Here is a 23887-nt window from a genome sequence, read left to right on the forward strand (position 1 = left end):
AGGAGAGACATCAATGATATCTTTGGAAATGCCACGAGATTATCACGAAAACCCGTTTATCGTCATTTGGGAGGTAACGCGAGCATGTGCTTTAAAATGCCTCCACTGCAGAGCGGAAGCCCAGTATAAGCCTGACCCTCGTCAGCTGACATCAGAAGAAGGCAAGCAGCTAATAGATCAAATCGCTGAAATGAATCATCCGCTGGTGGTTTTCACAGGTGGAGATCCGTTATCGCGGCCTGATTTGTTTGAGTTGGCTCAATATGCAATTGAAGAAAAAAAGCTGTCGGTTTCAATGACTCCCAGTGCCACTCCTAAAGTGACCCGGGCAGCGGTTGAAAAAGCAAAGCAAGTTGGCTTATCACGGTGGGCTTTTAGCCTGGACGGTTCATGCGCAGACATTCACGATCATTTTCGGGGTACTGTCGGCTCTTACGATACCACCATGCGGGGAATTGGTTATTTGAAGGAAATGAACATTCCTATTCAAGTAAACACGACGGTGTCCCGGTACAATCTTCACGATCTGGAGCAAATTGCAGAGAAGGTAAAGGATATGCAGGCGGTGTTATGGAGCTTGTTTTTCCTTGTTCCAACCGGGCGCGGTATGGAGAAGGATATGATTACGCCTGATGAACATGAAGCTGTAATGAAGTGGTTGTATCAAATACAACAACAGATGCCCTACGGTGTAAAGGCTACAGAAGCCCCACATTATCGAAGGGTTGTATTGCAGGAAAAGCACAGAGCAGGCAAGAACGGTGCGACGTTTGAACAAAAAAGGGCAGATGTTTTAGGGCGTGCTCCTAAAGGCGTAAATGATGGAGATGGATTTGTTTTTATCAGTCATATCGGCGACGTATACCCGAGCGGTTTCCTGCCCCTTGCATGCGGAAATGTGCGACAGGATAGTCTGGCACATATTTATCGGCACTCTCCTGTCATGAATAAGCTTAGAGATAAGTCTCTGCTTAAAGGGAAATGTGGAATCTGCGAATTCAATACAATTTGCGGAGGCTCCAGAGCAAGGGCTTTTGCAATAACAGGGGATTATTTGGAGAGTGACCCCTATTGTGCGTATATACCTGGGGCTAAGGAAGGAAAAGTGCTTTTATGAAAAAAAGTCCTAAAAAAGTCGTTATTCTCGGTGGAGGAATAAGCGGTTTAAGTGCTGCCTTTTATGTGCAGAAGCTGGCTAAGGAGAAGCAAATAGAGGTAGAGATTACACTGGTCGAGAAAAGCGACCGGCTGGGAGGAAAGCTACACACCATTCGTCATCATGATTTTATGATCGAAAAAGGACCGGATGCTTTTCTGGCCAGAAAAACGGCTATGCTGGAGCTGACCGTGGAATTGGGACTGGAAGCAGAGCTGGTGTCGACAAACCCGAAGGCCAAGTCTGCCTGCATTTTGCATAAGGGCAAGCTGCACACCATGCCGATGGGCTTCATTCTAGGCATTCCAACGAAGCTAACTCCCTTCATTCGGACAGGGCTGATCTCTCCGCTGGGAAAAGCGCGCGCAGCCCTGGATTTAATTATTCCCGCCAAGCGAGGTGATATGGACGAATCTCTGGGGGATTTTATCAAGCGGCGCCTCGGCAAAGAAGTTTTGAACCAGATTACAGAGCCTCTGCTATCTGGAATTTACGCTGGCGATACGTATTCTCTCAGCTTAATGTCAACCTTTCCTCAATTTAAGCAAATGGAACATTCTCTCATATCGGCAAGGCTTATCTACAATCGTGGAGCGGTTAAAGGAAAGGCTGCATGCCGTACATTTTGTTATGGGGCAGGGTGTGGCTGAAGTAAGAAAAGAGGGTGGCTATCAGGTAATTTTGGATCATGGACAAAACATAGCAGCAGATGCAGTGATCTGCGCTGTTCCAGCCTTTGAGGCTGCTAAATTATTTTCCGGTGTTGCAAGTGCCGGCTTGCTCAATAAGATCAACTACGTTTCGGTAGCCAATATAGCCCTTGCCTATAAAAATACAGAGCTTAATCTTGCCTTTGAAGGAACCGGTTTTTTGGTGCCGCGCAAGGAAGGTAAAAGGATTACAGCATGTACATGGTCCTCGACAAAGTGGAGCCATACGGCTCCTGAAGGATATACGCTGTTACGAGCATATATCGGACATGCAGGTGCACAGGAATGGATGCAGATGACAGATGATGAGCTTGTGGATGCCGCACGCAAAGATTTGAAAGATTTAATGGGCCTGAATGCGGAACCGGAATTCACCGAGGTTAGTCGGTGTAATCAATCCATGCCGCAATATCCGATTGGACACAAAGAGCATATGGCAAAGGTCAGACATGATTTATCGCAGTATTTTCCTAATGTATTTCTATGTGGTGCTGGTTATGGGGGCGTTGGAATTCCAGATTGTATCGCTCAAGGGAAAGAAGCGGCTGAACAGCTGACCTCAGCTTTTAAAAACTGAACATAAAATAAAAGCAAGATAGGGGAAGTAGAAATGATCCAGTTAACGGAAGAAACATGGGTGGCAGACATTGTGAGAGAGGTTCCCAAAACGGGAGATTTGTTTCGTAAACTGCGGATTGACTTTTGCTGCGGTGGGGAGATACCACTCCGGGAAGCGGCAGCCAGCCGAGGTCTGAATGCTAGTGAACTGCTGGCGCAGGTGCATGAAGTGGTGGAAAGTCAGGCGCAGCATAAGCAAATGCAACCTTCTTCACTCGAAACTAAAGAACTAATCGCCTATATCCAGGATACGTATCATACGAGGCTTCGCGAAGAACTATCGGCGCTTACACCGTATGTAACCAAGCTAACGCGGGTTCATGGCGAACGTTATCCGCATCTGAAACGAGTGAATGAGCTATATACCTTACTTAAACAGAATTTATCGGATCATATTCAAAATGAGGAAGAGCATATATTTCCGATGATTGAATTGTTTTTACAGGAGTCGACCGTTGAGGGGGCAAACGCGCTGAATCCGCATGTATCCAAGCTGCAAGACGAGCATCAGGCTGTAGTGGAGCTGCTGAAGGAACTGCGCTTGATAACGAACGGCTTTGAGCCGACACAGGAAGCTTGTGGTACACATCGGCTTGTATTGAAGCGGTTAGAGGATCTGGAAGCAGATATTTTTAATCATATTCTTCTTGAAAATTGTACATTAATCGAGCGTACAAGACAGGCACAGCTCAAAATATAACCCATCTTATGATGAAAGACTAAACTTAAGGAGTCAAGCGCCATCGGATTTGTTTTTGTCCGCTTCGAAGAAAAACATGAAGTCTCTCGTAGATCAGCAGCTAATAGAGAGCGATAAACAAAAAAAATGGCTGACGAACGAATTGGTAGCCGTTATTCCTACAGACGAAACGATGAACATTGCGAGTGTAAATGATTTAACCAAGGAAGAAGTAAAAAAAGTGGCGATTGGTATTCCTGAAAGTGTCCCTGCAGGCAAATATGCACAGGAGGCGCTGACAAACACGAAGCTTTGGGACGTGTTACAAGACAAGCTCGTTCAGGCAAAAGACGTTAGACAAGTGCTGCAATATGTGGAGACTGGAAACGCTGATGTCGGCTTCGTATATAAAACAGATGCGTTGACTTCGCAAAAGGCGAAAGTTGCCTTTAAGGTGGACCCTAAAACCTATTCATCTGTTGAGTACCCGATTGGGATTATCAAAGCTTCAAAGCACATGCAAGAAGCCGAGGACTTCTATGCCTATCTTCAATCACAAGAATCTTTGAATATTATGGCTAAGTATGGATTTACCATACCGAAGTGAGCATGCAAGCAATAGATTGGAATGAATATTGGCCTCCTATCCTGTTATCGTTGCAGGTGGCACTGTTATCCAGTGTATTGGTTATTCTATTTGGCTTGTTTGTGGCATGGTCAATGTCGCGGGTAGGAGCGTTTACAGGGAAAACGGTCGTTGAAACCATGCTTATGCTGCCCTTGGTACTCCCGCCGACTGTTGTTGGCTTTTTACTGTTAATATTACTTGGACGAAAAAGTGGGTTCGGCCATTTGGTGGAGCAATGGTTGGGTGAACCCATTGTATTCTCGTGGTGGGCTGGGGTGGTAGCGGCAGTAGTTGTGGCTTTTCCTCTTGTTTATCGGACGCTGAAAATGGGCTTTTCTTCTATTGATCGTGACCTGGAAGATGCGGGACGCTCGATGGGAGCAAGTGAGTGGCAGGTTTTCCGATATATTACCTTTCCTTTAACTTTTCCTTCTTTTAAAGCTGCCTTTATACTCGGTTTTGCCCGCAGTCTGGGCGAATTTGGTGCTACGTTGATGATTGCCGGAAATATTCCGGGTAAAACACAAACGATTCCTACAGCCATTTATGTCGCGGTGGATTCTGGTCATCTGCCTATGGCTTGGGCCTGGACATGCTCTATCATACTCATTTCCTTTATCATGCTCCTGTTAACGGGGCAAAAGAACGATTAACCACTTTATACAAGCTTCCTTCTAGTAGAGGGAAGCTTTTTTGTATCTTTTCATAGAACGAGGGATTTTCTATAGCGCTATAGGACATTCCCTAATGGGAACAGAGATGAATGAATTACATAATGAGAGTAAGCGAATGAATCTAAGGAGCGTTGATCATCGATGAAAAAGAAATACAGTCTCAATTTTTTTAAGCCGATCGAGAGTTATTCCGGAAACTGGTCAATCCTTGAGGAAAAAAATAGAGAATGGGAAAACGTGTACCGTCAGCGTTGGTCTCATGACAAAGTAATTCGTACGACGCACGGTGTTAACTGTACTGGCTCCTGTAGCTGGAAGGTTTTTGTTAAAAATGGCATTATCACCTGGGAAAATCAGCAAATTGATTATCCCTCCTGCGGTCCAGATATGCCAGAATTTGAGCCGCGTGGATGCCCGCGTGGTGCTTCATTTTCCTGGTATGAATACAGTCCGTTACGTGTGAAATACCCTTATATGCGCGGCAAGCTGTTGCGACTATGGCTGGCTGCGATAAAGGAGCATAGCAATCCGGTAGACGCATGGGCGAGTATTGTAGAAGACCCTGAGAAAGCCAAGCTCTACAAATCGGCACGCGGAAAAGGCGGCCATGTTCGTGTGGCTTGGGACGATGTCCTACGCCTGATCTCGGCGCAATTGATTTATACCATCCGTAAGTACGGTCCTGACAGGATTGCAGGCTTCACGCCCATTCCGGCGATGTCGATGATAAGCTACGCCTCGGGAGCACGGTTCATTTCATTGCTTGGTGGGGAAATGTTGAGCTTTTACGATTGGTATGCCGATCTTCCGCCTGCTTCTCCTCAAATTTGGGGTGAGCAAACGGATGTACCTGAATCTTCTGATTGGTACAACTCGAGTTACCTGATCATGTGGGGATCGAATGTGCCGCTTACCCGGACACCGGATGCCCACTTCATGACGGAAGTACGTTATAAAGGGACGAAGGTTGTGTCGATAGCACCCGATCTGGCGGAGAATGTGAAGTTCGCTGACAATTGGCTTGCCCCTAATCCAGGTACAGATGCTGCTGTAGCACAGGCTATGACGCATGTCATTCTGGATGAGTTCTACAAAGAACGCCAGGAACCGATGTTCATTAATTATGCCAAGCAATATACAGATATGCCATTTATGATCCTGCTTGATCCCCATGAGGGGGCCTGGAAAGGTGGACGTTTCCTACGGGCAAGTGATCTGGGAGATGCTTCGCCGCATGCCGACTGGAAACCGGTCATATACGATGAAGCGACGAAGGAAATGCTGGTTCCGAATGGTACGATGGGACAGCGCTGGGAGCAGGGTAAGAAATGGAATCTGATTCTGGAGCGGGAAGATGGGACGAGAGTTGAGCCCGCGCTCACGATGGAAGGTCATGACGAGCAATGGGAAGAAATCGTATTCCCTTATTTTGATAACTCGGGTAATGGAACGTTCAAACGTGTGATTCCGGCTAAAAAAGTACGTCTGGCAGATGGTTCGGAACGTTTCGTAGCGACCGTATACGATCTGATGATGAGTCAGTATGGTATTGCTCGCAACGACAGCCCTCATAACGCCAAGGATTATTACGATGCGGATTCACATTATACCCCTGCCTGGCAGGAGAAGATCACAAGTGTCAAGGCATCGGTTGTGGTGCAGATTGCTCGGGAATTCGCTCAGAACGCAATCGATACCCAAGGGCGTTCCATGATCATTATGGGAGCGGGGATCAATCACTGGTTCAATAGTGACACCATCTATCGGTCGATTTTGAACCTGGTAATGCTGACTGCTTCTCAAGGTGTGAACGGCGGGGGCTGGGCGCATTATGTAGGTCAAGAAAAGTGCCGTCCTATTGAAGGCTGGTCCACGATTGCCTTTGCCAAAGACTGGCAGGGGCCAGCTCGATTGCAAAATGCCACTTCATTCTTCTATTTTGCAACAGAACAGTGGCGCTATGAAGAAAGCGGCACGGATTCGCTGAAATCACCGACGGGCGGAGATGTCAAATATCAGCATCCGGCAGACTACAATGTGTTGGCAGCCCGTTTGGGGTGGATGCCTTCTTATCCGCAGTTTAACAAGAACAGCCTGTTGTTTGCCGAAGAGGCGGCGAAGCTGGGCAAGAAATCAAACGCGGACATTATTAATCACGCTGTAGAAGAGGTTAAATCGCAAAAGACTCGTTTCGCGGTTGAAGATCCAGGAGCAGCAGAGAACTTCCCGCGCTCCCTCTTTATTTGGCGCTCCAACCTGATTTCCAGTTCGGCGAAGGGCCAGGAATATTTCATGAAGCATCTGCTCGGAGCCTCCGATGCGCTGCTGGCCCGGCCGAACGAAGAGCAGAAACCCGAGGAAATCGTCTGGCGGGAAGATGTAGAAGGAAAGCTTGATCTGGTGGTTTCACTTGATTTTCGGATGACAACAACCCCATTGTACGCGGATGTTGTACTCCCGGCTGCAACCTGGTACGAGAAGACAGATTTGTCCTCGACAGACATGCATCCGTTCGTGCATCCATTTAATCCGGCGGTTAATCCTCTTTGGGAATCCCGCTCGGACTGGGATATCTACCGTCATCTATCCGAAACTTTCTCGGAAATGGCCAAAGAGCATCTGCCAGGAATATATAAAGACGTTGTGACTGCACCGCTTGGACATGACTCCATAGGTGAAATTTCGCAACCAATGGGTCTTGTCAAGGACTGGACGAAGGGCGAGGTCGAAGCCGTTCCCGGTAAAACCATGCCGAATTTCAGCATTGTAGAACGCGATTATACAAAAATATACGATAAATATGTCTCGCTCGGTCCAAATTTGGCTACCGGGAAGACAGGTGCGCACGGCGTTAGCTTCTCGGTGGCGGAGGAATATGAGGAGCTGAAGAAGCTGAACGGGGTCTATTACGATGAGTCCATTAAAGACGGACTGCCGAAAATCCAGACAGCCCGCCAAGTGGCCGATACGATTCTTCATCTTTCGTCGGCAACCAATGGCCGTGTCTCGCAAAAAGCTTATGAAGAGGCGGAAAAGGAACACGGTGTTAAGCTGATGGACATCTCGGCCGACCGTGCTGCTGAAAAAATCACGTTCCAAAGCATCACGGCACAACCGCGTGAAGTTATACCGACACCGGTGTTTACTGGATCAAACAAGCAGGGACGCCGCTACTCGCCATTTACAACGAATATTGAACGTCTCGTTCCGTTTCGCACGTTGACAGGAAGACAGCATTTTTACATCGATCATGAGATTTTCCAGCAGTTTGGGGAGTCATTGCCAGTCTATAAACCGACTTTGCCGCCAATGGTATTCGGTGCGCGTGATCGGGAAATCAAGGGCGGTCAGGATTCACTTGTGCTTCGTTATCTGACTCCACACGGTAAATGGAATATTCACTCCACCTACCAGGATAACCAGCATATGCTTACGCTGTTCCGCGGAGGTCCTACGGTATGGATCAATAACGAGGACGCAGCGGCCCATGGCATTGCCGACAATGACTGGTTAGAGGTGTACAACCGCAACGGTGTCGTAACCGCACGGGCAGTTGTCAGCCACCGGATGCCAAGAGGAACGATGTTCATGTACCATGCTCAGGACAAGCATATTCAAGTGCCGGGCTCCGAAATCACGGATACGCGCGGGGGCAGCCATAATGCACCAACAAGAATTCATCTCAAACCAACCCAGATGGTTGGCGGATATGCTCAGCTAAGCTACGGGTTCAATTATTACGGTCCGATCGGGAACCAGCGTGATGTGTACGTAGCGGTACGTAAAATGAAGGAGGTTAACTGGCTTGAAGATTAAAGCTCAAATTGCCATGGTCATGAACCTGGATAAATGTATTGGCTGCCATACGTGCAGCGTGACGTGCAAAACAACTTGGACAAACCGCAAAGGCGCGGAATATATGTGGTTCAACAACGTGGAGACCAAACCCGGCATTGGCTATCCAAAGCGCTGGGAAGACCAGGAGCAATATAAGGGCGGCTGGCAGCTTCGTAAAGGAAAGCTTGAACTGAAATCAGGGAGCAAGCTATCCAAGATAGCGCTGGGCAAAATTTTCTACAATCCCGACATGCCGGAAATGAAAGATTATTATGAGCCTTGGACTTATAATTATGAGCATTTGACCAACGCAAAAGAGCAAAAGCATTCTCCGGTAGCGCGTGCGCATTCCGCAGTAACGGGCGAAAAAATGGATCTGAATTGGGGTCCAAACTGGGAGGATGACTTGGCGGGGGCCCATGTAACGGGGCCACTTGATCCGAATATTCAGAAAATCGAAGAAGAGATCAAATTCAATTTTGAGAAGTCGTTCATGATGTATCTCCCTCGGCTTTGCGAGCATTGCCTGAATCCAAGCTGTGTCGCATCCTGCCCTTCGGGCGCGATGTACAAACGGGACGAGGACGGAATCGTGCTCGTGGATCAGGAAGCCTGCCGCGGCTGGCGGTATTGCATGACAGGCTGTCCATACAAGAAAGTGTACTTCAACTGGCAAACGAACAAAGCAGAGAAATGTACCTTCTGTTTCCCACGTGTGGAAGCCGGGTTGCCAACCGTCTGCTCCGAGACATGTACAGGACGAATTCGCTACCTCGGTGTTCTGCTGTATGATGCGGACCGAGTGCAGGAGGCTGCTTCTATGGAGGATGAGAAGGACCTGTATAAAGCGCAATGCGACCTGTTCCTGGACCCAAGTGATCCGGAGGTAATTGCTCAGGCGAAAAAAGATGGTATCTCGCAAGACTGGATTGAGGCCGCTCAGAACTCGCCGGTCTACAAGCTTGCTATTGAATACAAGCTGGCATTCCCGCTTCACCCGGAATATCGCACGTTACCTATGGTCTGGTATGTACCACCACTTAGCCCGATCATGAATTACTTTGAAGGCAAAGACTCGATCGAGAATCCGGATATGATTTTCCCGGCTATCGAAGAAATGCGTACGCCCGTTCAGTATCTTGCCAATATGCTGACGGCGGGCGACACGGTTACGGTGAAGGAATCCCTGCAACGGATGGCTATGATGCGCGCCTATATGCGTGCCCAGTCCACAGGACAATCTTTCGAAGAAAGCCGTCTTGAGCGCGTCGGTATGACACCACGTCAGGCGGAGCAGATGTACCGACTATTAGCCATTGCCAAATATGAGGACCGCTTCGTCATTCCGACATCACATAAAGAGAGTTATGACAATCCATACCGCGCCCAGGGAGCTGCTGGTTTCGGCGACACACTAGGGAATATGGAAGCTTGTGGTTCTGACGGCTGTAGCGGCTGTAGCCTGGGAAGCTCAATGGAAAGCTCAATGGGAATGGAAGAGCCTTCAAAAACAGGCAAGCAAATGTATGAAGAAAACTTCTACGGGGGTATTTGGCGTGATTAATGTAGCGAAGCTGTATGAATGCAAGCCTTCATTCGGGTTTTTCGCCCAACAACTCATGTACCCGGAAAAGCTGGATTTTCATCCGGCTTTTCTGGAAGCATCATTTGATCCGGGTCATCCTGCGTATACGCACGCTAACAAGTACTGGTCTCTTATGCAAGAATTCAGCATGGAAGAGATTCAGGAGATGTATACGGAAACCTTCGATTTTCAAAAAAATTGCGCACTATATATGACTTACTTCAAGTTCGAAGATTCAAAAGAAAGAGGACAAATGCTGGTCAAGTTAAAGGTTTTGTATGAGATGTACGGTCTTGAAATGCCGGATGGAGAGCTGCCGGATTACTTGCCACTCATGTGTGAATTTTTGTATGCCGCCGAATGGGCACAAGATCCGAAGACGACAGAAAACTTCCGCATGCCTGTCGCGATTTTGGAAGACGGCACCTATCATTTGCTTAAAGCGCTGGAAAAAATGGAAAGCCCGTATTTTCATCTGGTCAAGGGGCTGCGCGAAACGCTTAAAGCTTGCGTAGAACAGGAGGCAGCCACGCTATGATGCTAGAGCAGTTTTTGTGGGTTATTTTTCCTTATATGTGTTTGGTTGTTTTTATTGTTGGTCATATTTTTCGCTACAGAACGGACCAGTTCAATTGGACGGCGAAATCAAGTGAATTTATTGAAAAGAAACAATTGATGATTGGCAGTCTCTTATTCCACCTGGGAATTATTCCGGTTATTTTCGGTCACATATCCGGTCTGGGTATTCCAAAAACCTTGATGCACGCATTGGGTGTAAACGATCATCTGTATCACATTGGAGCAGTATATATTGGAGGCATATTTGGAGCCATAACTTTCCTCGGTATGTTGATTCTCACCTTTCGCCGTTTTACAATGCGTAATGTACGCCGCTTAAGCTCAGCTTCTGATTTGATTGTAAACTTAATGCTTTTTGCCCTTGTATGCATGGGGATGTTTGCGACTCTTGTAACGAACGCAGTACAGCCTGAATTTGATTATAGGGAAACCATCTCGATCTGGTTCCGCGGTTTATTCATATTCCGTGTCGACCCGTCACTGATGAGAGACGTACCGTTGTCTTTCAAGCTTCATGTACTTATGGGCTTTGCCATTTTTGCATTCTGGCCGTTCACCCGACTTGTTCATGTGTGGAGTGTTCCATTGAATTATGTACGCAGAAGTTATATTCTGTACAGAAGACATAAATCGAATTAGGAAAGCGGGCGCTGCCTTCTTTCCTAATTGTAATTAGGAGAGAGTGATGAATAATAGGATGGATTATCAAAGGGAGCTTGAGCGAATTCGCGAGCATTTCGGTTATGATTTCATGGCGCTTGCTCTTGTTGAACCGGCCGAATATCAATACGTAATTAAATGGAAAAATGCGGCCGGGAATTTAAATGATCGCTTTAAACGGATTGTGCTGCAATCCGGAAAGGGCATAGCAGGGGTCGTGTTTAAAACCGGAAAATCCATTTTCATTCCATCTGTTTATCAATTTGTGGGTGCAGACAACCTGTTTAACTATCCTATTGTCCAATCCGAGAGGCTCCAGAGTCTCGGGGCTGTACCCCTGTGGAATGATGCTCGCGTCGCGGGTGTACTGCTTGGTGGATTTCGTAAAGAACAGCTGATGACCGAAGCCATGATGCGCGATTTGGAAGCCTTGGCGCGGAGAGGAATTGGAGAGCTGAACGGGAAGGAAGTGATATGAATTGACATTGTCTGTAGGGACCGACTCTTTGAGTTCGCTAATGTTGAAATTGTTTGAGAACAGTACAGAAGCTATTTTCTTTTTTGATAGACAAGGGGATACCCTGGCTATGAACCCGGCTGCTGAAGAGATCGTGAGGGATGACGTCCTCATTCAACTCTATGAAGGGAAGGAAAAAGCTTTATGCGGAACGTGCAGAGGTTATACAAGCGACACAGAGCCCCGCACCTGTCTTGATTGTTATTTCAATATGCCCGAATCCAGAAATTTCGCTTCTTTCCAGGTCTATTTGGAAACAAAGCGAAACGGAATGGTTCCCTTTGCCGCTTCTTTTCACACGATTGATTCTGAAAATGGAATTCGGGTATTGATGCTGAGAGATTTGACCCCGCAATTTCAGACGCAAGAAAAATTGTATCAAAACAAAATGATGAAGCATGTCATTGAAGCGCAGGAAAGTGAGCGCAAGCGGCTTTCCAGGGAGCTGCATGATAGTGTTGCTCAGGAATTGATGAGCGCGGTTGTTGAATTACGAGTGTTAAAATATATGACGAATGATGACCAGCTCCTCAAAAACATGAAGCAGACCGAAGCATCCATGACGCGATTGCTGGATGATATCCGCAACTTGTCTGTGGAACTCCGTCCTGCCACCCTTGACGATTTTGGGCTTGAAGCAGCCTTCCGTTCCCATTTCAAGCGGATTGAGCAAAGCTATGGTCTGGTGGTTGAGTTCGTATCCGATCTTCCCCGAAAGCGATATGGAAGTGAAATGGAAACCGTCATTTACCGTGTGTGTCAGGAGGCCGTTCTCAATGCCTTGAAGTATGCCCAGGTAGACACGATCAAAGTTTCTTTGTCCGAGCATGATCATGCGCTTCGTTTAACTGTAGAGGATGATGGGATTGGCTTTGAAAAAGGGAGCAAGCCTATTGGAACGGGACTTGGTTTATATGGTATGCAGGAGCGAGCAGAGCTGGTAGGCGGAAGTTTTGGCGTCCTTTCGAATGTTGGTCAAGGAACCAAAGTCTTTTTACAAATTCCGATTGGACATGAGGAGGAATAGAGACTTGATCAAAATTGTGTTGGCAGATGACCATGCGATTGTACGAAGCGGATTTTCCATGATTCTCAACTTCCAACCGGATATGGAGGTTGTCGGAACGGCTGCAGACGGAATTGAAGCATACACAATGGTAGCTAAACATCGGCCGGATATTCTAATCATGGACCTCAGCATGCCGCCAGGCGAGAGTGGATTGATCGCCACAGGCAAGATTAAAGAGGACCATCCTGATACTAAAATTCTGATTCTGACCATGCATGATGATGAAGAATATCTATTTCATATTTTGAAGAATGGTGCTTCAGGATATGTTTTAAAAAATGCACCGGATGAGGAGCTATTGCTTGCCATACGAACCATCCATGGGGGTGGAACCTATATCCATCCTAAAATGGCCACTTCTCTTGTTCGTGAATTCATCAAGAAAGATACAACATCACAGACAGAAGATCCGTACGAGATCCTGTCAAAGCGGGAGTTGGAGATTCTGCCTCTGGTCGCAAAAGGATACGGTAACAAGGAAGTTGCCGAAAAGCTGTTCATCTCTGTCAAGACGGTGGAAGCGAACAAAGCAAAAATTATGGAGAAGTTGAACTTAAGAAGTCGGCCGGAGCTGGTCCAATATGCATTAAAGAAAAAAATGCTGGATTTTTAGGCGTTGAAAAGGGATATTTTATGAAAAAAGTCTCTTGACCAAACCAAGTCGCTTCTTGATAGAGGCGACTTTTTTTATTTTCAGGGACTCCACCGTTAGGGAAAGGGGAGTCCCCTATATTCGATAAGATCGGCTAGCGGCTACAATGGGGACAGTAAATTAAATTTATAATTCGACAGAAAAAACGTTGGAAAAGGTGAGTTAAATGGTTAGAAAGTTACAGTTGCCGCTACAAACAATGAACTTGATCCTTGGATTTATGGTATGGGTTATCATTTCTTCCCTCATGCCGTTTATTACCGAGGATATTGCTATTCCACCCGGAAAATTGGCCATGGTCACGGCGATTCCGGTCGTGCTCGGATCGATTCTGCGCATTCCGTTAGGCTATTATGCCAACATCTTCGGAGCAAGAATCGTTTTTCTCATTAGCTTTATTTTGCTTTTATTTCCAGTTTACTATATTAGTGAAGCTTCTACGATGATGGATTTAATTATCGGTGGCTTGTTCCTTGGAATCGGAGGAGCGGTGTTCTCGGTTGGGGTGACTTCGCTGCCGAAGTATTATCCAAAGGAAAAGCATGGATTTGTAAACGGGATGTATGGTGTGGGGAACCTGGGGACAGCGGTAACTACCTTCTCTGCTCCAATTGTAGCGACGCAGGTAGGGTGGGCATTTACGGTCAAGCTGTACCTTATTCTATTGCTTGTTTTTATCGTTTTGAATTTCTTTTTAGGGGACCGTCATGAAGCTAAAGTAAAGACACCCATTATGGAGCAGATCAAAGGGGTTTACAAAAATGAAAAGCTTTGGTTTTTCTCGCTCTTTTACTTTATTACGTTTGGCTCATTTGTAGCGTTTACGGTGTACTTGCCGAATTTCCTTGTATCGAATTTTGATCTCGCTAAAGTGGATGCAGGGATGCGTACAGCAGGCTTTATCGCGATTGCCACATTCTTCCGCCCCATTGGTGGCTGGCTGGCGGATCGCTTCCAGCCCTTGTTCCTGCTGGTAGGTACGTTTGCCGTTTATACGGTCGCTGCGATTCTTTTGGCTTTTTCACCAGGGATCACCCTGTATACAGTAGGCTGCCTGGCTATCGCTGTATGTGCTGGAATGGGGAACGGTGTCATTTTCAAGCTAGTCCCATTTTACTTTAATAAACAGGCAGGCATAGTTAACGGAATTGTATCCATGATGGGCGGTCTCGGCGGCTTTTTCCCTCCGATCTTGTTATCGACGATTCATGCTGCTACTGGCCAATATTCCATTGGGTTTATGCTGCTCTCCCAAGTGGCACTGGCTAGTTTGATACTCGTCGGCTGGCTGTATTATCAAGCACGCTTGAATGTGGCTACCGAAGCGTTCAATTCGGCGGGGCAAAGTAACCTTGAGATACGAAAAGAACTCCAAAAGTAAAAGCAGAGGTGTTTTAACGGCACCTTTAGCGATCCATCCGGAAGACACCGGAAAAAAACTTGAAATTGTCGGCCGTTCTTCAACGCCAGGAGGACATTGTGATGAATGAACGTTATTCAAGACAGATCTTATTTAAACCCATCGGGGGCGAAGGGCAGCGTAATCTGTCCGCTGCTGTCGTTACCATCATTGGTTGCGGGGCATTGGGTTCGGCCATTGCCGAAACACTGGTCAGAGCAGGCGTTGGGGAGCTTCATCTTATCGACCGGGATTATGTGGAGGTGTCAAACCTGCAACGTCAGCAGCTGTTTACGGAGCAGGATGCTGCGGAAATGCTACCCAAGGTCATGGCTGCCGAAAAAAGATTGAAGGCCATACGAGAAGACGTGCGGTTGTACACATATCTCGACAACCTGGATGCCGAGCTTGTTCAAGAGCTTGCCGGCAAAAGCACATTGCTGATGGATGCTACGGACAACTTTGAAACTCGTTTACTTATAAACGATGCTGCACTGAAGGCCGAAATTCCATGGATTTACGGAGCCTGTGTTGGAAGCACAGGCGTCGTTTTTCCATTCGTGCCGGGCGAGTCAGCTTGTTTTCGCTGTCTTCTGCCATCGCTGCCAGCGATCAATCAGACCTGCGATACGGCTGGAATCATCTCGCCCGCAGTCCAGGTGACAGCAGCCCTCCAATGTACAGAAGCCATGAAGTGGCTGAGCGGCAGACGTGATAAGATGCGCCGCAAGGTTCATCTATTTGATCTATGGGAGAACACGCAGATGGATATAGGGATTTCCCGTATCCGTAATCATGATTGTTCAACCTGTGGAGAACATCCTACATTTCCTGCATTGTCAGCACCACGCCGCTCGGCGTATGCTGCGCTGTGTGGACGGGATGTTGTACAGGTTCTTCCAGACCCCCATCGTCCGATTACGCTTGACGATGCAGAGAAAATGGGTAGCCTTATAGCGGATAGCGTAAAAAGAACCCCTTATTTTGTTGAATTTTATGCTTTTAAGCATCGAATGATTTTATTTAAAAACGGAAGGCTTCTCATTCATGGTATCCGTAGCACTGCCTGCGGTCAAAAACTATATCATCAGCTGTTCGGCTAAATAGAGAATGTAGATATAAGAGGCAGAAGTTATTAGATAGAGTTTGTCATCAGAGAGTAGTTTGCAAGGTGGCTGGAAGGTGGAAAAGATGAGTATTTTTGAAATCGTGACAGAGCCCATTGTCCCGCAGACTTATGCGGATTATGTCCTAAGGCCGGATGCGGGAGCGGTGACTGTGTTTACAGGACACGTACGCGAGTGGACTCAAGGGGTAAGGACCTTATACCTCGCTTATGAGGCCTATGTACCCATGGCCCAAAAAAAGCTCGCGGAGATTGGTCACGAAATCGAACAGAAATGGAAAGGGACACGAGTGGCCATCGCGCACCGGATTGGTGAGCTTCAAATCGGCGATATCGCCGTAGTCATCGCCGTTTCTTCACCTCATCGTTCGGATGCGTATGAGGCGAATGAATACGCGATCGAGCGAATCAAGGAAATCGTTCCCATTTGGAAACAAGAGATTTGGGAAGATGGAACGCAGTGGGTTGGATATCAAAAGAAAAAGCCGAGGGAGATCAGTCATGATTAAGCTGTACTATTTTGCGGGACTCCGTGAGGTGACAGGAACAACAGAAGAATTGGCAGATTTGGCGGGCCAAACTGTAGGCGATTTATCCAATTGGATAACAGATCAATACCCAGATATGCCGATGCAGTCTGTGCGAATTGCGATAAATGAGGAGTATGCGTTGTCCACGGATGTGTTGCAGGATGGAGACGTTGCAGCCCTCATTCCGCCTGTCAGCGGCGGCTGATGATAACGCTCCTAAACACGAGGAAAGGAGGAAACGTATGAATTCGTATCCGCTGAAGGACACATTGCGGCGACCGATTCGTGATTTACGCATATCTGTTACGGACCGCTGCAATTTCCGCTGTTCCTACTGTATGCCCAAAGAAATCTTCGGCGACGATTTTGCCTTTCTTCCCAAAAGTGAATGTCTGTCGTTTGAAGAGATCTACCGGCTGGCAAAGCTTTTTGTGTGCCTGGGGGTAAAAAAAATTCGGCTTACAGGCGGCGAACCATTAATGCGTCCGAACCTATCCGACCTTGTTTCCCAAATTCTGTCCATCAACGGAGTGGAAGATGTCGGCTTAACCACCAACGGTGTGCTGCTAGGACAGCAGGCTAAGCCTCTCTATGACGCGGGGCTGCGACGGCTGAATGTCAGTGTGGACGCTCTGGACCCCGAGCTGTTTGGGCGGTTGAATGGGCGTGGGATTAAGCCTGATTTTATTTTGAAGCAGATCGAATATGCACAAGAAATCGGCTTTGAGATCAAGGTCAATATGGTGGTTCAAAAAGGTGTTAATGATTCTGAAATTTTGCCGATGGCTGCTTATTTCAAGGAGAAGGGAATAACTCTTCGTTTTATTGAGTTTATGGATGTAGGGAACGACACCGGATGGAGCTTCAACAAGGTAATAACCAAAAAAGAAATAGTTGAACGACTTAAGAATATGTATGAGCTGGAGCCGATGGACGGGAATTACTTTGGAGAAGTGGCAAAACGTTATCGTTATAAAGACAGCGATGCGCAGGTTGGCTTTATTACTTCAGTTTCTGAATCGTTTTGCTCGTCCTGTACGCGTGCCCGCTTATCCTCTGACGGCAGGTTTTATACGTGTTTGTTTGCTTCAGGCGGATTTGATCTACGCCAGATGCTTCGTAACGGAGTGAATGACCAGGAACTACTTGATGCGATTACTTCAGTATGGGAACAACGCATAGACCAGTATTCTGATGAACGTACTGAACAGACCGCAAACAACAGAAAAAAGATTAACATGTCCTACATTGGGGGCTGAATTTTATATCATGGAAATGTGCTGTATTTGATGTGGTTGCCCCCAAAAAGAAAGCGTAAGCATTTTTGTTGGCAAATCTTAAATTCGATGTTATTATGATCTTGGGATTGTTACTGAAAAGGCAAAACCCGGGACATGGAACTGGATTTCCATGTGTTGGGTTTTGCCTTTTCTTTTTAGAATACGAGCTTTACAATATCCCGCACGTTACGAATATCTGGCTCAGTCCTAACGCAGAAAGGTGAGTGATATAATACAAGTGCTGAACAACAAAGATGATGACGTCAACCAACGAAGCGACATCCGAAAAATGATGTCATAGGACGTGGTTAACCGACTATATCCAGTTTCAAAACGGAATATCAGATCGGTTTGTGGGCACTCAAGATCATTCAGAGAAAACGTAAGGGCTTTTGTCTCTTGATATGAATGCGTTTTCATAAATTGAAATTGTAAATCAATACATTCGAATTTGATTTACGACGATGGTTTGATCGGCTATTACCGTCTTGTGACCTATCTGAAATTTCGCCCATCATCTAAATCCTTTTTTAATGCTAGTGGGATAAGGGGGCAGTTAGATGATCATAACGAAGATATTTAATAATAACGCCATAATAGCCAAAGATTCAAAAAGGGATGAATTTGTTGTTATGGGTCGTGGTATTGCATTCAAAAAGAGTGCAGGAGAACAAGTAGAAGAACATCTAATTGAAAAGGTCTTTATGCTTAAACAGAAAGATGCTTCAGAGAAATTTAAATTATTGTTAGAGGATGTTCCTACAGAATATGTTTCGTTATGCTATGACATCATTGAATATGCAAAAAGCATATTAGAAGCACAATTGAGCGATTATATATATGTTTCGCTTACGGATCACATGCACAATGCATTTAAAATGTTTGATGAAGGGCTTAAAAATGCAAATCCGTTAATTTGGGAAATCAAAAAATTTTACCCCAAAGAATTTGGGGTTGGATTAAAAGCACTGGAGTTCATTGAAGACGAAACAGGCAAACGCTTGTCGGAAGATGAAGCAGGTAATATAGCCCTTCATTTAATAAATGCTCAAGTAAACAGCTCCTGCAATAAGGTAGCAGATGTTGCTCAGCAAACTCAAAAAATACACGATATCTTAAATATTATTAAATACTCTTATAATACCACCATAGATGAACACTCGATCAGTTATGAGCGATTTATTACACATTTAAGATTCTTCTTTCAGCGATTAAATAAAAAAGAAAAGGTAGAGCTGCAAGACGACTTTTTGTGGAGGCAAGTGAAAGCAAAGTACAAAAAGGCCTACGGCTGCATGCTGAAAATCGAGAAATACTTGAACACGGTGTTGTCAGACGAGGAAAAACTGTATATAACGATTCATATTCAGCGTGTGACCCAAAGACAAAATTGAATAACACTTGGATTGTTACTGGTAATGCAGGCGAAACCAACCTAGATCGAATTTTGATCTGTTTGGTTTCGCCTTTTTTTATAAAAACAAATAAAGGGGTACTTAAGATGAAGTATGAGACATTAGCAAAAGACATCATCAGGAATGTCGGCGGCCAAGAAAATGTGAATAGTCTAACTCATTGTATTACGCGTTTGCGTTTCAAACTAAAAGATGAAAGTAAAGCCAACACAGAGGTTTTGAAAAATATGGATGGTATTGTCACTGTGGTAAAGAGTGGTGGACAATACCAGGTTGTTATCGGGAATCATGTACCTGAGGTTTATGCTGATGTTACTGCGATAGGTGGTTTCCAGGCAGGATCTTCAGAAGTAGCATCAGATGAAAAGGTGAGTTTATTTAATAGATTTATTGATACTATTTCAGGCGTATTTACACCCACGCTGGGTGTGTTAAGCGCCACGGGGATGATCAAGGGACTCACCGCTTTATTATTAGCTCTGGGCTTGCTTGCCAAAACATCAGGTACCTATGAAATTCTCAATGCTTTAGGAGATTGTTTATTTTACTTCTTCCCTATTTTTCTGGGGTATACGTCGGCTAAAAAGTTCAATGCCAACATTTTTATAGGTATGGCCATAGGGGCATCGCTTGTTTATCCGACATTTAGCACGATAACAGCCTCGGGCAAGCCACTATATACCCTATTTAGCGGTACTATATTTGAATCACCAGTATATATAACATTTTTGGGCATTCCGGTCATTCTGATGAGCTATGCGTCTACCGTTATTCCGATTATCATTTCCACCTATGTAGGCTCAAAAATAGAGAACTTCTTTAAAAAGGTCATCCCTAGCGTGGTAAGGACATTTCTGGTTCCGTTTTTCACATTGTTAGTTATTGTACCCTTAGCTTTGATTGTGATTGGACCTCTCTCGACTTGGGCAGGTCAACTACTTGGGGCAGCAATCCTCTTTGTGTATAACTTAAGTCCTATTATTGAAGGCATAATCATGGGCGCTTTCTGGCAAGTATTTGTTATTTTTGGATTACACTGGGGTCTTGTTCCTATCGCTATGAACAACTTGGCAGTGCTTAAATTCGATCCGATTCTTGCGGCGACGCTTGGAGCTTCCTTTGCGCAGACGGGCGTTGTACTGGCGATTCTGCTTAAAACCAAAAATGTAAAACTAAGATCACTTTCCATTCCAGCTGTTATCTCGGGGATTTTTGGTGTTACAGAACCAGCGATTTACGGGATTACATTACCACGCAAGAAACCATTTATTTTAAGCTGTATAGCGGCTGCAGTAGGCGGCGGTATTATAGGAGCGATGGGAACGAAAGGTTACATCATTGGCGGATTGGGTATTTTCGCGATTCCGAGCTATATCAGTCCGGCCGGAATGGACAGCGGATTTTATGGAGCAGTTATTGGTATCCTGGTAAGCTTTGTATTAGGCTTTTTGCTTATGTTCTTTGGGGGATTTAAGGATGATGAAGTGAAAGAAGCTAAAAAAGACAGCACAGCAGGAGCAGCTAAAGGAGAAGTTTTAGTAAAACAAGAGACGGTGATCAGTCCATTAAAAGGTGAAGTGAAGTCTTTATCTGAAGTAACAGATGAAGCCTTTTCGACAGGTGCTCTGGGTAAAGGGATTGCCATTGAACCTTCCGAAGGCAAGGTCATTTCACCTGTAGATGGTGTATTAACATCCTTATTTTCGTCAGGTCATGCGATCGGAATTACAAGTGATCACGGTGTTGAGGTCCTCATCCATGTAGGCAAGGACACGGTTAAATTAAAAGGAAAACATTTTTATCCCAAAGTAAAACAGGGGGATGCTGTTAAAAAAGGCCAACTGCTCATGGAATTTGACATGGAAGCTATCAAAGAGGCAGGTTATGTGCTGACCACACCTGTTATCGTTGCCAATACTGCGAATTACCTGGATGTCATTGAAACAGAGAAGAAGTCGATTGAGTATCAAGAGGATTTATTGACCGTTGTGGTCTAATCCTGATTAAATATATAGGAGGAATTAAACAATGAAGAATACAACGAAATTGGAATTTCCGCAAGGATTTTTGTGGGGAGGGGCAACGGCTGCCAACCAATTTGAAGGTGGGTATAATAAAGAAGGTAAAGGATTAAGCACCGCTGATGTAATTACAGCCGGAACGCATACGACTTCCCGCAGAATTACACCTGTACTGGAAGAAGGAGTGAACTATCCAAGCCACGAGGCTATTGATTTTTTCCACCGCTATCAAGAGGATATCCGCTTATTTGCGGAAATGGGATTCAAGGTCTTTAGAATGTCCATTGCCTGGTCAAGAATATTTCCTAACGGAGATGATGCCGAGCCGAATGAGCAAGGCTTGCAGTTCTATGATCGTGTATTCGCAGAATTGAAAAAGTACAATATTGAGCCGTTGGTTACAATCTCACATTATGAAGCACCGTTTCATTTAGCCCAAAAATATAATGGCTGGTCAGATCGCAGGGTCGTAGATTTTTATGTGAGATATTGTGAAGTGCTTTTTAACAGATATAAAGATGTCGTGAAATACTGGTTAACCTTTAATGAAATCAATATTTTAACCTTGTCATTTGGCGCGTTCATGGCTGGAGCTATGATGCCGGAGGGAAATGGGGAGCTTGCCCATGCTACAGTGAAGAATGAGCAGGTTCTGTATCAAGCTTTGCATCATCAATTTATTGCCAGTGCAAAGGCGGTAAAGCTGGGTCATGAAATCAACAAGGACTTTAAAATCGGCTGTATGATTGCTTATATGTGTTCCTACCCACTTACATGTCATCCTGATGGTGTTCTGTTAGCTCAACAAAAGGATAACTTGAGCAATTTCCTATGCTCAGATGTTCAAGTAAGAGGAGCTTATCCGGGGTTTGCCAAACGCTATTTTAGCGATCATAACATTCAGATCAAGATGCAAGAAGAGGATGAAAACATCTTAAAAGAAGGCTGCGTAGATTTCTATACCTTCAGTTACTATTCATCTACTTGTGTCAGCGCCGATCCCAACCAGGAGAAGGTGGGAGGGAATTTATCCATGGGCCTAAAGAATCCTCATTTGAAAGCAAGTGCCTGGGATTGGCAGATCGATCCAAAGGGATTAAGATGGTCCCTCAATAATATTTATAACCGATATGAAATCCCGTTAATGGTTGTTGAAAATGGTCTGGGCGCCGTGGATATAGTGGAAGAAGACGGTTCAATTCACGATGATTATCGAATTGATTATCTGAAACAACACATTGAGCAAATGAAAGAAGCGATTGCTGATGGAGTGGACTTAATAGGCTATACTCCGTGGGGATGTATTGATCTGGTAAGTGCAGGAACCGGCGAAATGAAAAAACGTTATGGCTTCATTTATGTTGACAAGGATAATGAAGGCAAAGGGACACTTGCCCGATCCAGAAAGAAGAGTTTCTATTGGTATAAGAACGTAATAGAAACGAATGGAGAGTAGTTGGATTAAATTGGATTTTTTAAAAAATATAGCCAGCGCGTGCCAATGCTCCATGGGTACACGCTGTTGCATTTCCCTGGAATGAAAACAGTCTGGAGACCTGGTCAAATCGCTCATATTCAGCTATGATTATTGATAATGATTCTCATTTATAGGACCAGGCTGAATGAATACATTTGAGGTGAATGCTTGTGAATTCAAGTTCATTATCATTAATATACCAGCGCTATTTGGAAAAAACTCCGTTTAAGCAACAGAATGAACATACCTATATGATTTTACCGGAAGCGGGTCATGGGCATATTTACCGGGTTACAACATATAGCGGAATTGAAATTGTGTATTCACATATTCAATATTATGATCCATACCCGACCCAGTTTGCCTCCAGTGGACAAATGATTGAGCTTCAATTTGCGCTTTCCGGTCAACGCCATGTCAATGTGGATGGTCTGGAATATACGCTCCCGATAGGACGGGGGGCACTTATTTTTTTGCAGGATTTTAAAGCATATTTTCAGCCTCCGGTTCATGAGCAATACACATCATTTGCACTCGGCATCCCCGTCTCATTGTTTAATTATGCAGCCTCGCAGCTGATGGCTCGTCAGCAGGCAGCCATTGAATTTGATCAAATTATTAAGGGAGCTGCATTTCATCATTTTAGTTTTGAACTGGATCACAGAAGCAAAGTGATGATTGAGCATTTGATCAAGGATATGAAAAGTGTGAATAGATCCCCTTTATTAATGGAGGCAGCGGCATTAGAGATTTTAAACAGGTATATGATTCAATTATTTGATTTAACGCCCATGCCTGAAGGGTTGTCCAAAGAAGATGTCAGAAAGCTGCATCGGGCCCGGCAAATCATTGAATCCAGCATGATTGATCCTCCCTCACTGATCACATTATCCAGAAAAGTTGGCCTTAACGACTTTAAATTAAAAAAAGGGTTCAAAGCGTGCTTTGGAACTACTGTATTTGAATATTTGCGCCAAATTCGTCTGGATTACGCGATGAAGCTGCTACGAAGCCAAGAAAGCAATGTGACAGAGGCTGCGATGGCTGCAGGGTATAGCAATGTGAGTGCATTTTCGGAGCAATTTTTCCGTGAATACGGAGTGAAGCCGTCGGCAATAAAGAAAGTATTTTAAAATTAAAATCCGTCTAACCGCAGATTTATCCGTGTATAGGCAGTGGGCTTGTGATATGCTCCGTATACTTCTGCATAAAGAGACATCAATATTGCAGAGGAGTGTATGGATTGTCAACAGTAAATCAGACAGCTTTTTTAAG

The 23887-nt window shown here is 45.2% G+C and carries 19 protein-coding genes and 2 pseudogenes; all 21 read left to right on the top strand.

The genetic code is table 11. The features are described 5' to 3' along the window. Positions 1-13 precede the first annotated feature (13 nt). Entirely contained in the window at positions 14-1117 is a 1104-nt protein-coding gene (locus L693_RS0109010; protein WP_025716981.1) for a TIGR04053 family radical SAM/SPASM domain-containing protein, read from the top strand. After that, a pseudogene (gene hemG / locus L693_RS0109015) lies at positions 1114-2443 on the top strand (protoporphyrinogen oxidase). The gene L693_RS0109010 and the pseudogene hemG overlap by 4 nt, the downstream one beginning before the upstream one ends. A 33-nt stretch (positions 2444-2476) precedes the next feature. Beyond that, entirely contained in the window at positions 2477-3184 is a 708-nt protein-coding gene (gene ric / locus L693_RS0109020; protein ID WP_025716982.1) for an iron-sulfur cluster repair di-iron protein, read from the top strand. A 37-nt stretch (positions 3185-3221) separates the two neighbouring features. Further along, positions 3222-3770 (top strand): annotated as a pseudogene (modA, locus tag L693_RS0109025) (molybdate ABC transporter substrate-binding protein); the annotation flags it as partial. Continuing rightward, complete coding sequence (gene modB / locus L693_RS0109030; protein WP_025716984.1) at positions 3767-4444, top strand: molybdate ABC transporter permease subunit; 678 nt, start codon at positions 3767-3769, stop codon at positions 4442-4444. The pseudogene modA and the gene modB, both read left to right, overlap by 4 nt. Before the next feature lie 162 nt (positions 4445-4606). Beyond that, the gene (locus L693_RS0109035; RefSeq protein ID WP_025716985.1) at positions 4607-8281 is read left to right on the top strand and encodes a nitrate reductase subunit alpha; all 3675 of its coding nucleotides are present in this window, start codon (positions 4607-4609) and stop codon (positions 8279-8281) included. Further along, positions 8271-9866 carry a nitrate reductase subunit beta gene (gene narH, locus L693_RS0109040; protein WP_025716986.1) on the top strand — a complete coding sequence of 532 codons (1596 nt, stop codon included), beginning with the start codon at positions 8271-8273 and terminating at the stop codon, positions 9864-9866. Before L693_RS0109035 ends, narH begins: the two co-directional genes overlap by 11 nt. Next, complete coding sequence (gene narJ / locus L693_RS0109045) at positions 9859-10425, top strand: nitrate reductase molybdenum cofactor assembly chaperone (RefSeq protein ID WP_025716987.1); 567 nt, start codon at positions 9859-9861, stop codon at positions 10423-10425. The genes narH and narJ overlap by 8 nt, the downstream gene beginning before the upstream one ends. Further along, positions 10422-11105 carry a respiratory nitrate reductase subunit gamma gene (gene narI, locus L693_RS0109050; RefSeq protein ID WP_025716988.1) on the top strand — a complete coding sequence of 228 codons (684 nt, stop codon included), beginning with the start codon at positions 10422-10424 and terminating at the stop codon, positions 11103-11105. Before narJ ends, narI begins: the two co-directional genes overlap by 4 nt. Before the next feature lie 46 nt (positions 11106-11151). After that, positions 11152-11604 carry a GAF domain-containing protein gene (locus tag L693_RS0109055; protein WP_025716989.1) on the top strand — a complete coding sequence of 151 codons (453 nt, stop codon included), beginning with the start codon at positions 11152-11154 and terminating at the stop codon, positions 11602-11604. Position 11605: 1 nt separating this feature from the next. Next, complete coding sequence (locus L693_RS0109060) at positions 11606-12670, top strand: sensor histidine kinase (protein ID WP_025716990.1); 1065 nt, start codon at positions 11606-11608, stop codon at positions 12668-12670. Positions 12671-12677: 7 nt separating this feature from the next. Continuing rightward, positions 12678-13325, top strand: coding sequence for a response regulator transcription factor (locus L693_RS0109065; RefSeq protein ID WP_043922938.1), 648 nt, complete (start codon positions 12678-12680; stop codon positions 13323-13325). A 205-nt stretch (positions 13326-13530) separates the two neighbouring features. Then, positions 13531-14745, top strand: coding sequence for a nitrate/nitrite transporter (locus tag L693_RS0109070; RefSeq protein ID WP_025716991.1), 1215 nt, complete (start codon positions 13531-13533; stop codon positions 14743-14745). A 101-nt stretch (positions 14746-14846) separates the two neighbouring features. Continuing rightward, positions 14847-15866 carry a ThiF family adenylyltransferase gene (locus L693_RS0109075; protein WP_025716992.1) on the top strand — a complete coding sequence of 340 codons (1020 nt, stop codon included), beginning with the start codon at positions 14847-14849 and terminating at the stop codon, positions 15864-15866. An 88-nt stretch (positions 15867-15954) separates the two neighbouring features. Beyond that, positions 15955-16398 (top strand): molybdenum cofactor biosynthesis protein MoaE, encoded by a 444-nt coding sequence (locus tag L693_RS0109080; RefSeq protein ID WP_025716993.1) that lies wholly within the window; start codon positions 15955-15957, stop codon positions 16396-16398. Beyond that, positions 16391-16624, top strand: a complete 234-nt coding sequence (locus L693_RS0109085; protein WP_025716994.1) for a MoaD/ThiS family protein — start codon at positions 16391-16393, stop codon at positions 16622-16624. Before L693_RS0109080 ends, L693_RS0109085 begins: the two co-directional genes overlap by 8 nt. 37 nt (positions 16625-16661) lie before the next feature. Then, complete coding sequence (moaA, locus tag L693_RS0109090) at positions 16662-17678, top strand: GTP 3',8-cyclase MoaA (protein WP_025716995.1); 1017 nt, start codon at positions 16662-16664, stop codon at positions 17676-17678. A 581-nt stretch (positions 17679-18259) separates the two neighbouring features. Next, a complete protein-coding gene (licT, locus tag L693_RS0109095) occupies positions 18260-19093 on the top strand; it encodes a BglG family transcription antiterminator LicT (protein WP_025716996.1) in 834 nt (277 codons plus the stop codon). A 107-nt stretch (positions 19094-19200) separates the two neighbouring features. Next, the gene (locus L693_RS0109100) at positions 19201-21111 is read left to right on the top strand and encodes a beta-glucoside-specific PTS transporter subunit IIABC (RefSeq protein WP_025716997.1); all 1911 of its coding nucleotides are present in this window, start codon (positions 19201-19203) and stop codon (positions 21109-21111) included. A 31-nt stretch (positions 21112-21142) separates the two neighbouring features. After that, positions 21143-22591, top strand: coding sequence for a glycoside hydrolase family 1 protein (locus L693_RS0109105; RefSeq protein WP_049825107.1), 1449 nt, complete (start codon positions 21143-21145; stop codon positions 22589-22591). A 191-nt stretch (positions 22592-22782) separates the two neighbouring features. Continuing rightward, positions 22783-23745, top strand: coding sequence for a helix-turn-helix domain-containing protein (locus L693_RS0109110; RefSeq protein ID WP_025716998.1), 963 nt, complete (start codon positions 22783-22785; stop codon positions 23743-23745). Positions 23746-23887: the final 142 nt, after the last annotated feature.

Origin of the sequence: Paenibacillus sp. 1-18 (genome assembly GCF_000520755.1) — a bacterium.
Classification (GTDB): Bacteria; Bacillota; Bacilli; order Paenibacillales; family Paenibacillaceae; genus Paenibacillus; species Paenibacillus brasilensis.

Bases quoted from the DNA above. Each gene is read 5' to 3' on its own strand.
- ric (WP_025716982.1), top strand. From the start codon at position 2,477: ATGATCCAGTTAACGGAAGAAACATGGGTGGCAGACATTGTGAGAGAG.
- L693_RS0109070 (WP_025716991.1), top strand. From the start codon at position 13,531: ATGGTTAGAAAGTTACAGTTGCCGCTACAAACAATGAACTTGATCCTT.
- L693_RS0109075 (WP_025716992.1), top strand. From the start codon at position 14,847: ATGAATGAACGTTATTCAAGACAGATCTTATTTAAACCCATCGGGGGC.
- L693_RS0109085 (WP_025716994.1), top strand. From the start codon at position 16,391: ATGATTAAGCTGTACTATTTTGCGGGACTCCGTGAGGTGACAGGAACA.
- licT (WP_025716996.1), top strand. From the start codon at position 18,260: ATGATCATAACGAAGATATTTAATAATAACGCCATAATAGCCAAAGAT.
- L693_RS0109010 (WP_025716981.1), top strand. From the start codon at position 14: ATGATATCTTTGGAAATGCCACGAGATTATCACGAAAACCCGTTTATC.
- moaA (WP_025716995.1), top strand. From the start codon at position 16,662: ATGAATTCGTATCCGCTGAAGGACACATTGCGGCGACCGATTCGTGAT.
- L693_RS0109055 (WP_025716989.1), top strand. From the start codon at position 11,152: ATGAATAATAGGATGGATTATCAAAGGGAGCTTGAGCGAATTCGCGAG.
- L693_RS0109100 (WP_025716997.1), top strand. From the start codon at position 19,201: ATGAAGTATGAGACATTAGCAAAAGACATCATCAGGAATGTCGGCGGC.
- L693_RS0109080 (WP_025716993.1), top strand. From the start codon at position 15,955: ATGAGTATTTTTGAAATCGTGACAGAGCCCATTGTCCCGCAGACTTAT.
- L693_RS0109105 (WP_049825107.1), top strand. From the start codon at position 21,143: ATGAAGAATACAACGAAATTGGAATTTCCGCAAGGATTTTTGTGGGGA.
- L693_RS0109035 (WP_025716985.1), top strand. From the start codon at position 4,607: ATGAAAAAGAAATACAGTCTCAATTTTTTTAAGCCGATCGAGAGTTAT.
- narI (WP_025716988.1), top strand. From the start codon at position 10,422: ATGATGCTAGAGCAGTTTTTGTGGGTTATTTTTCCTTATATGTGTTTG.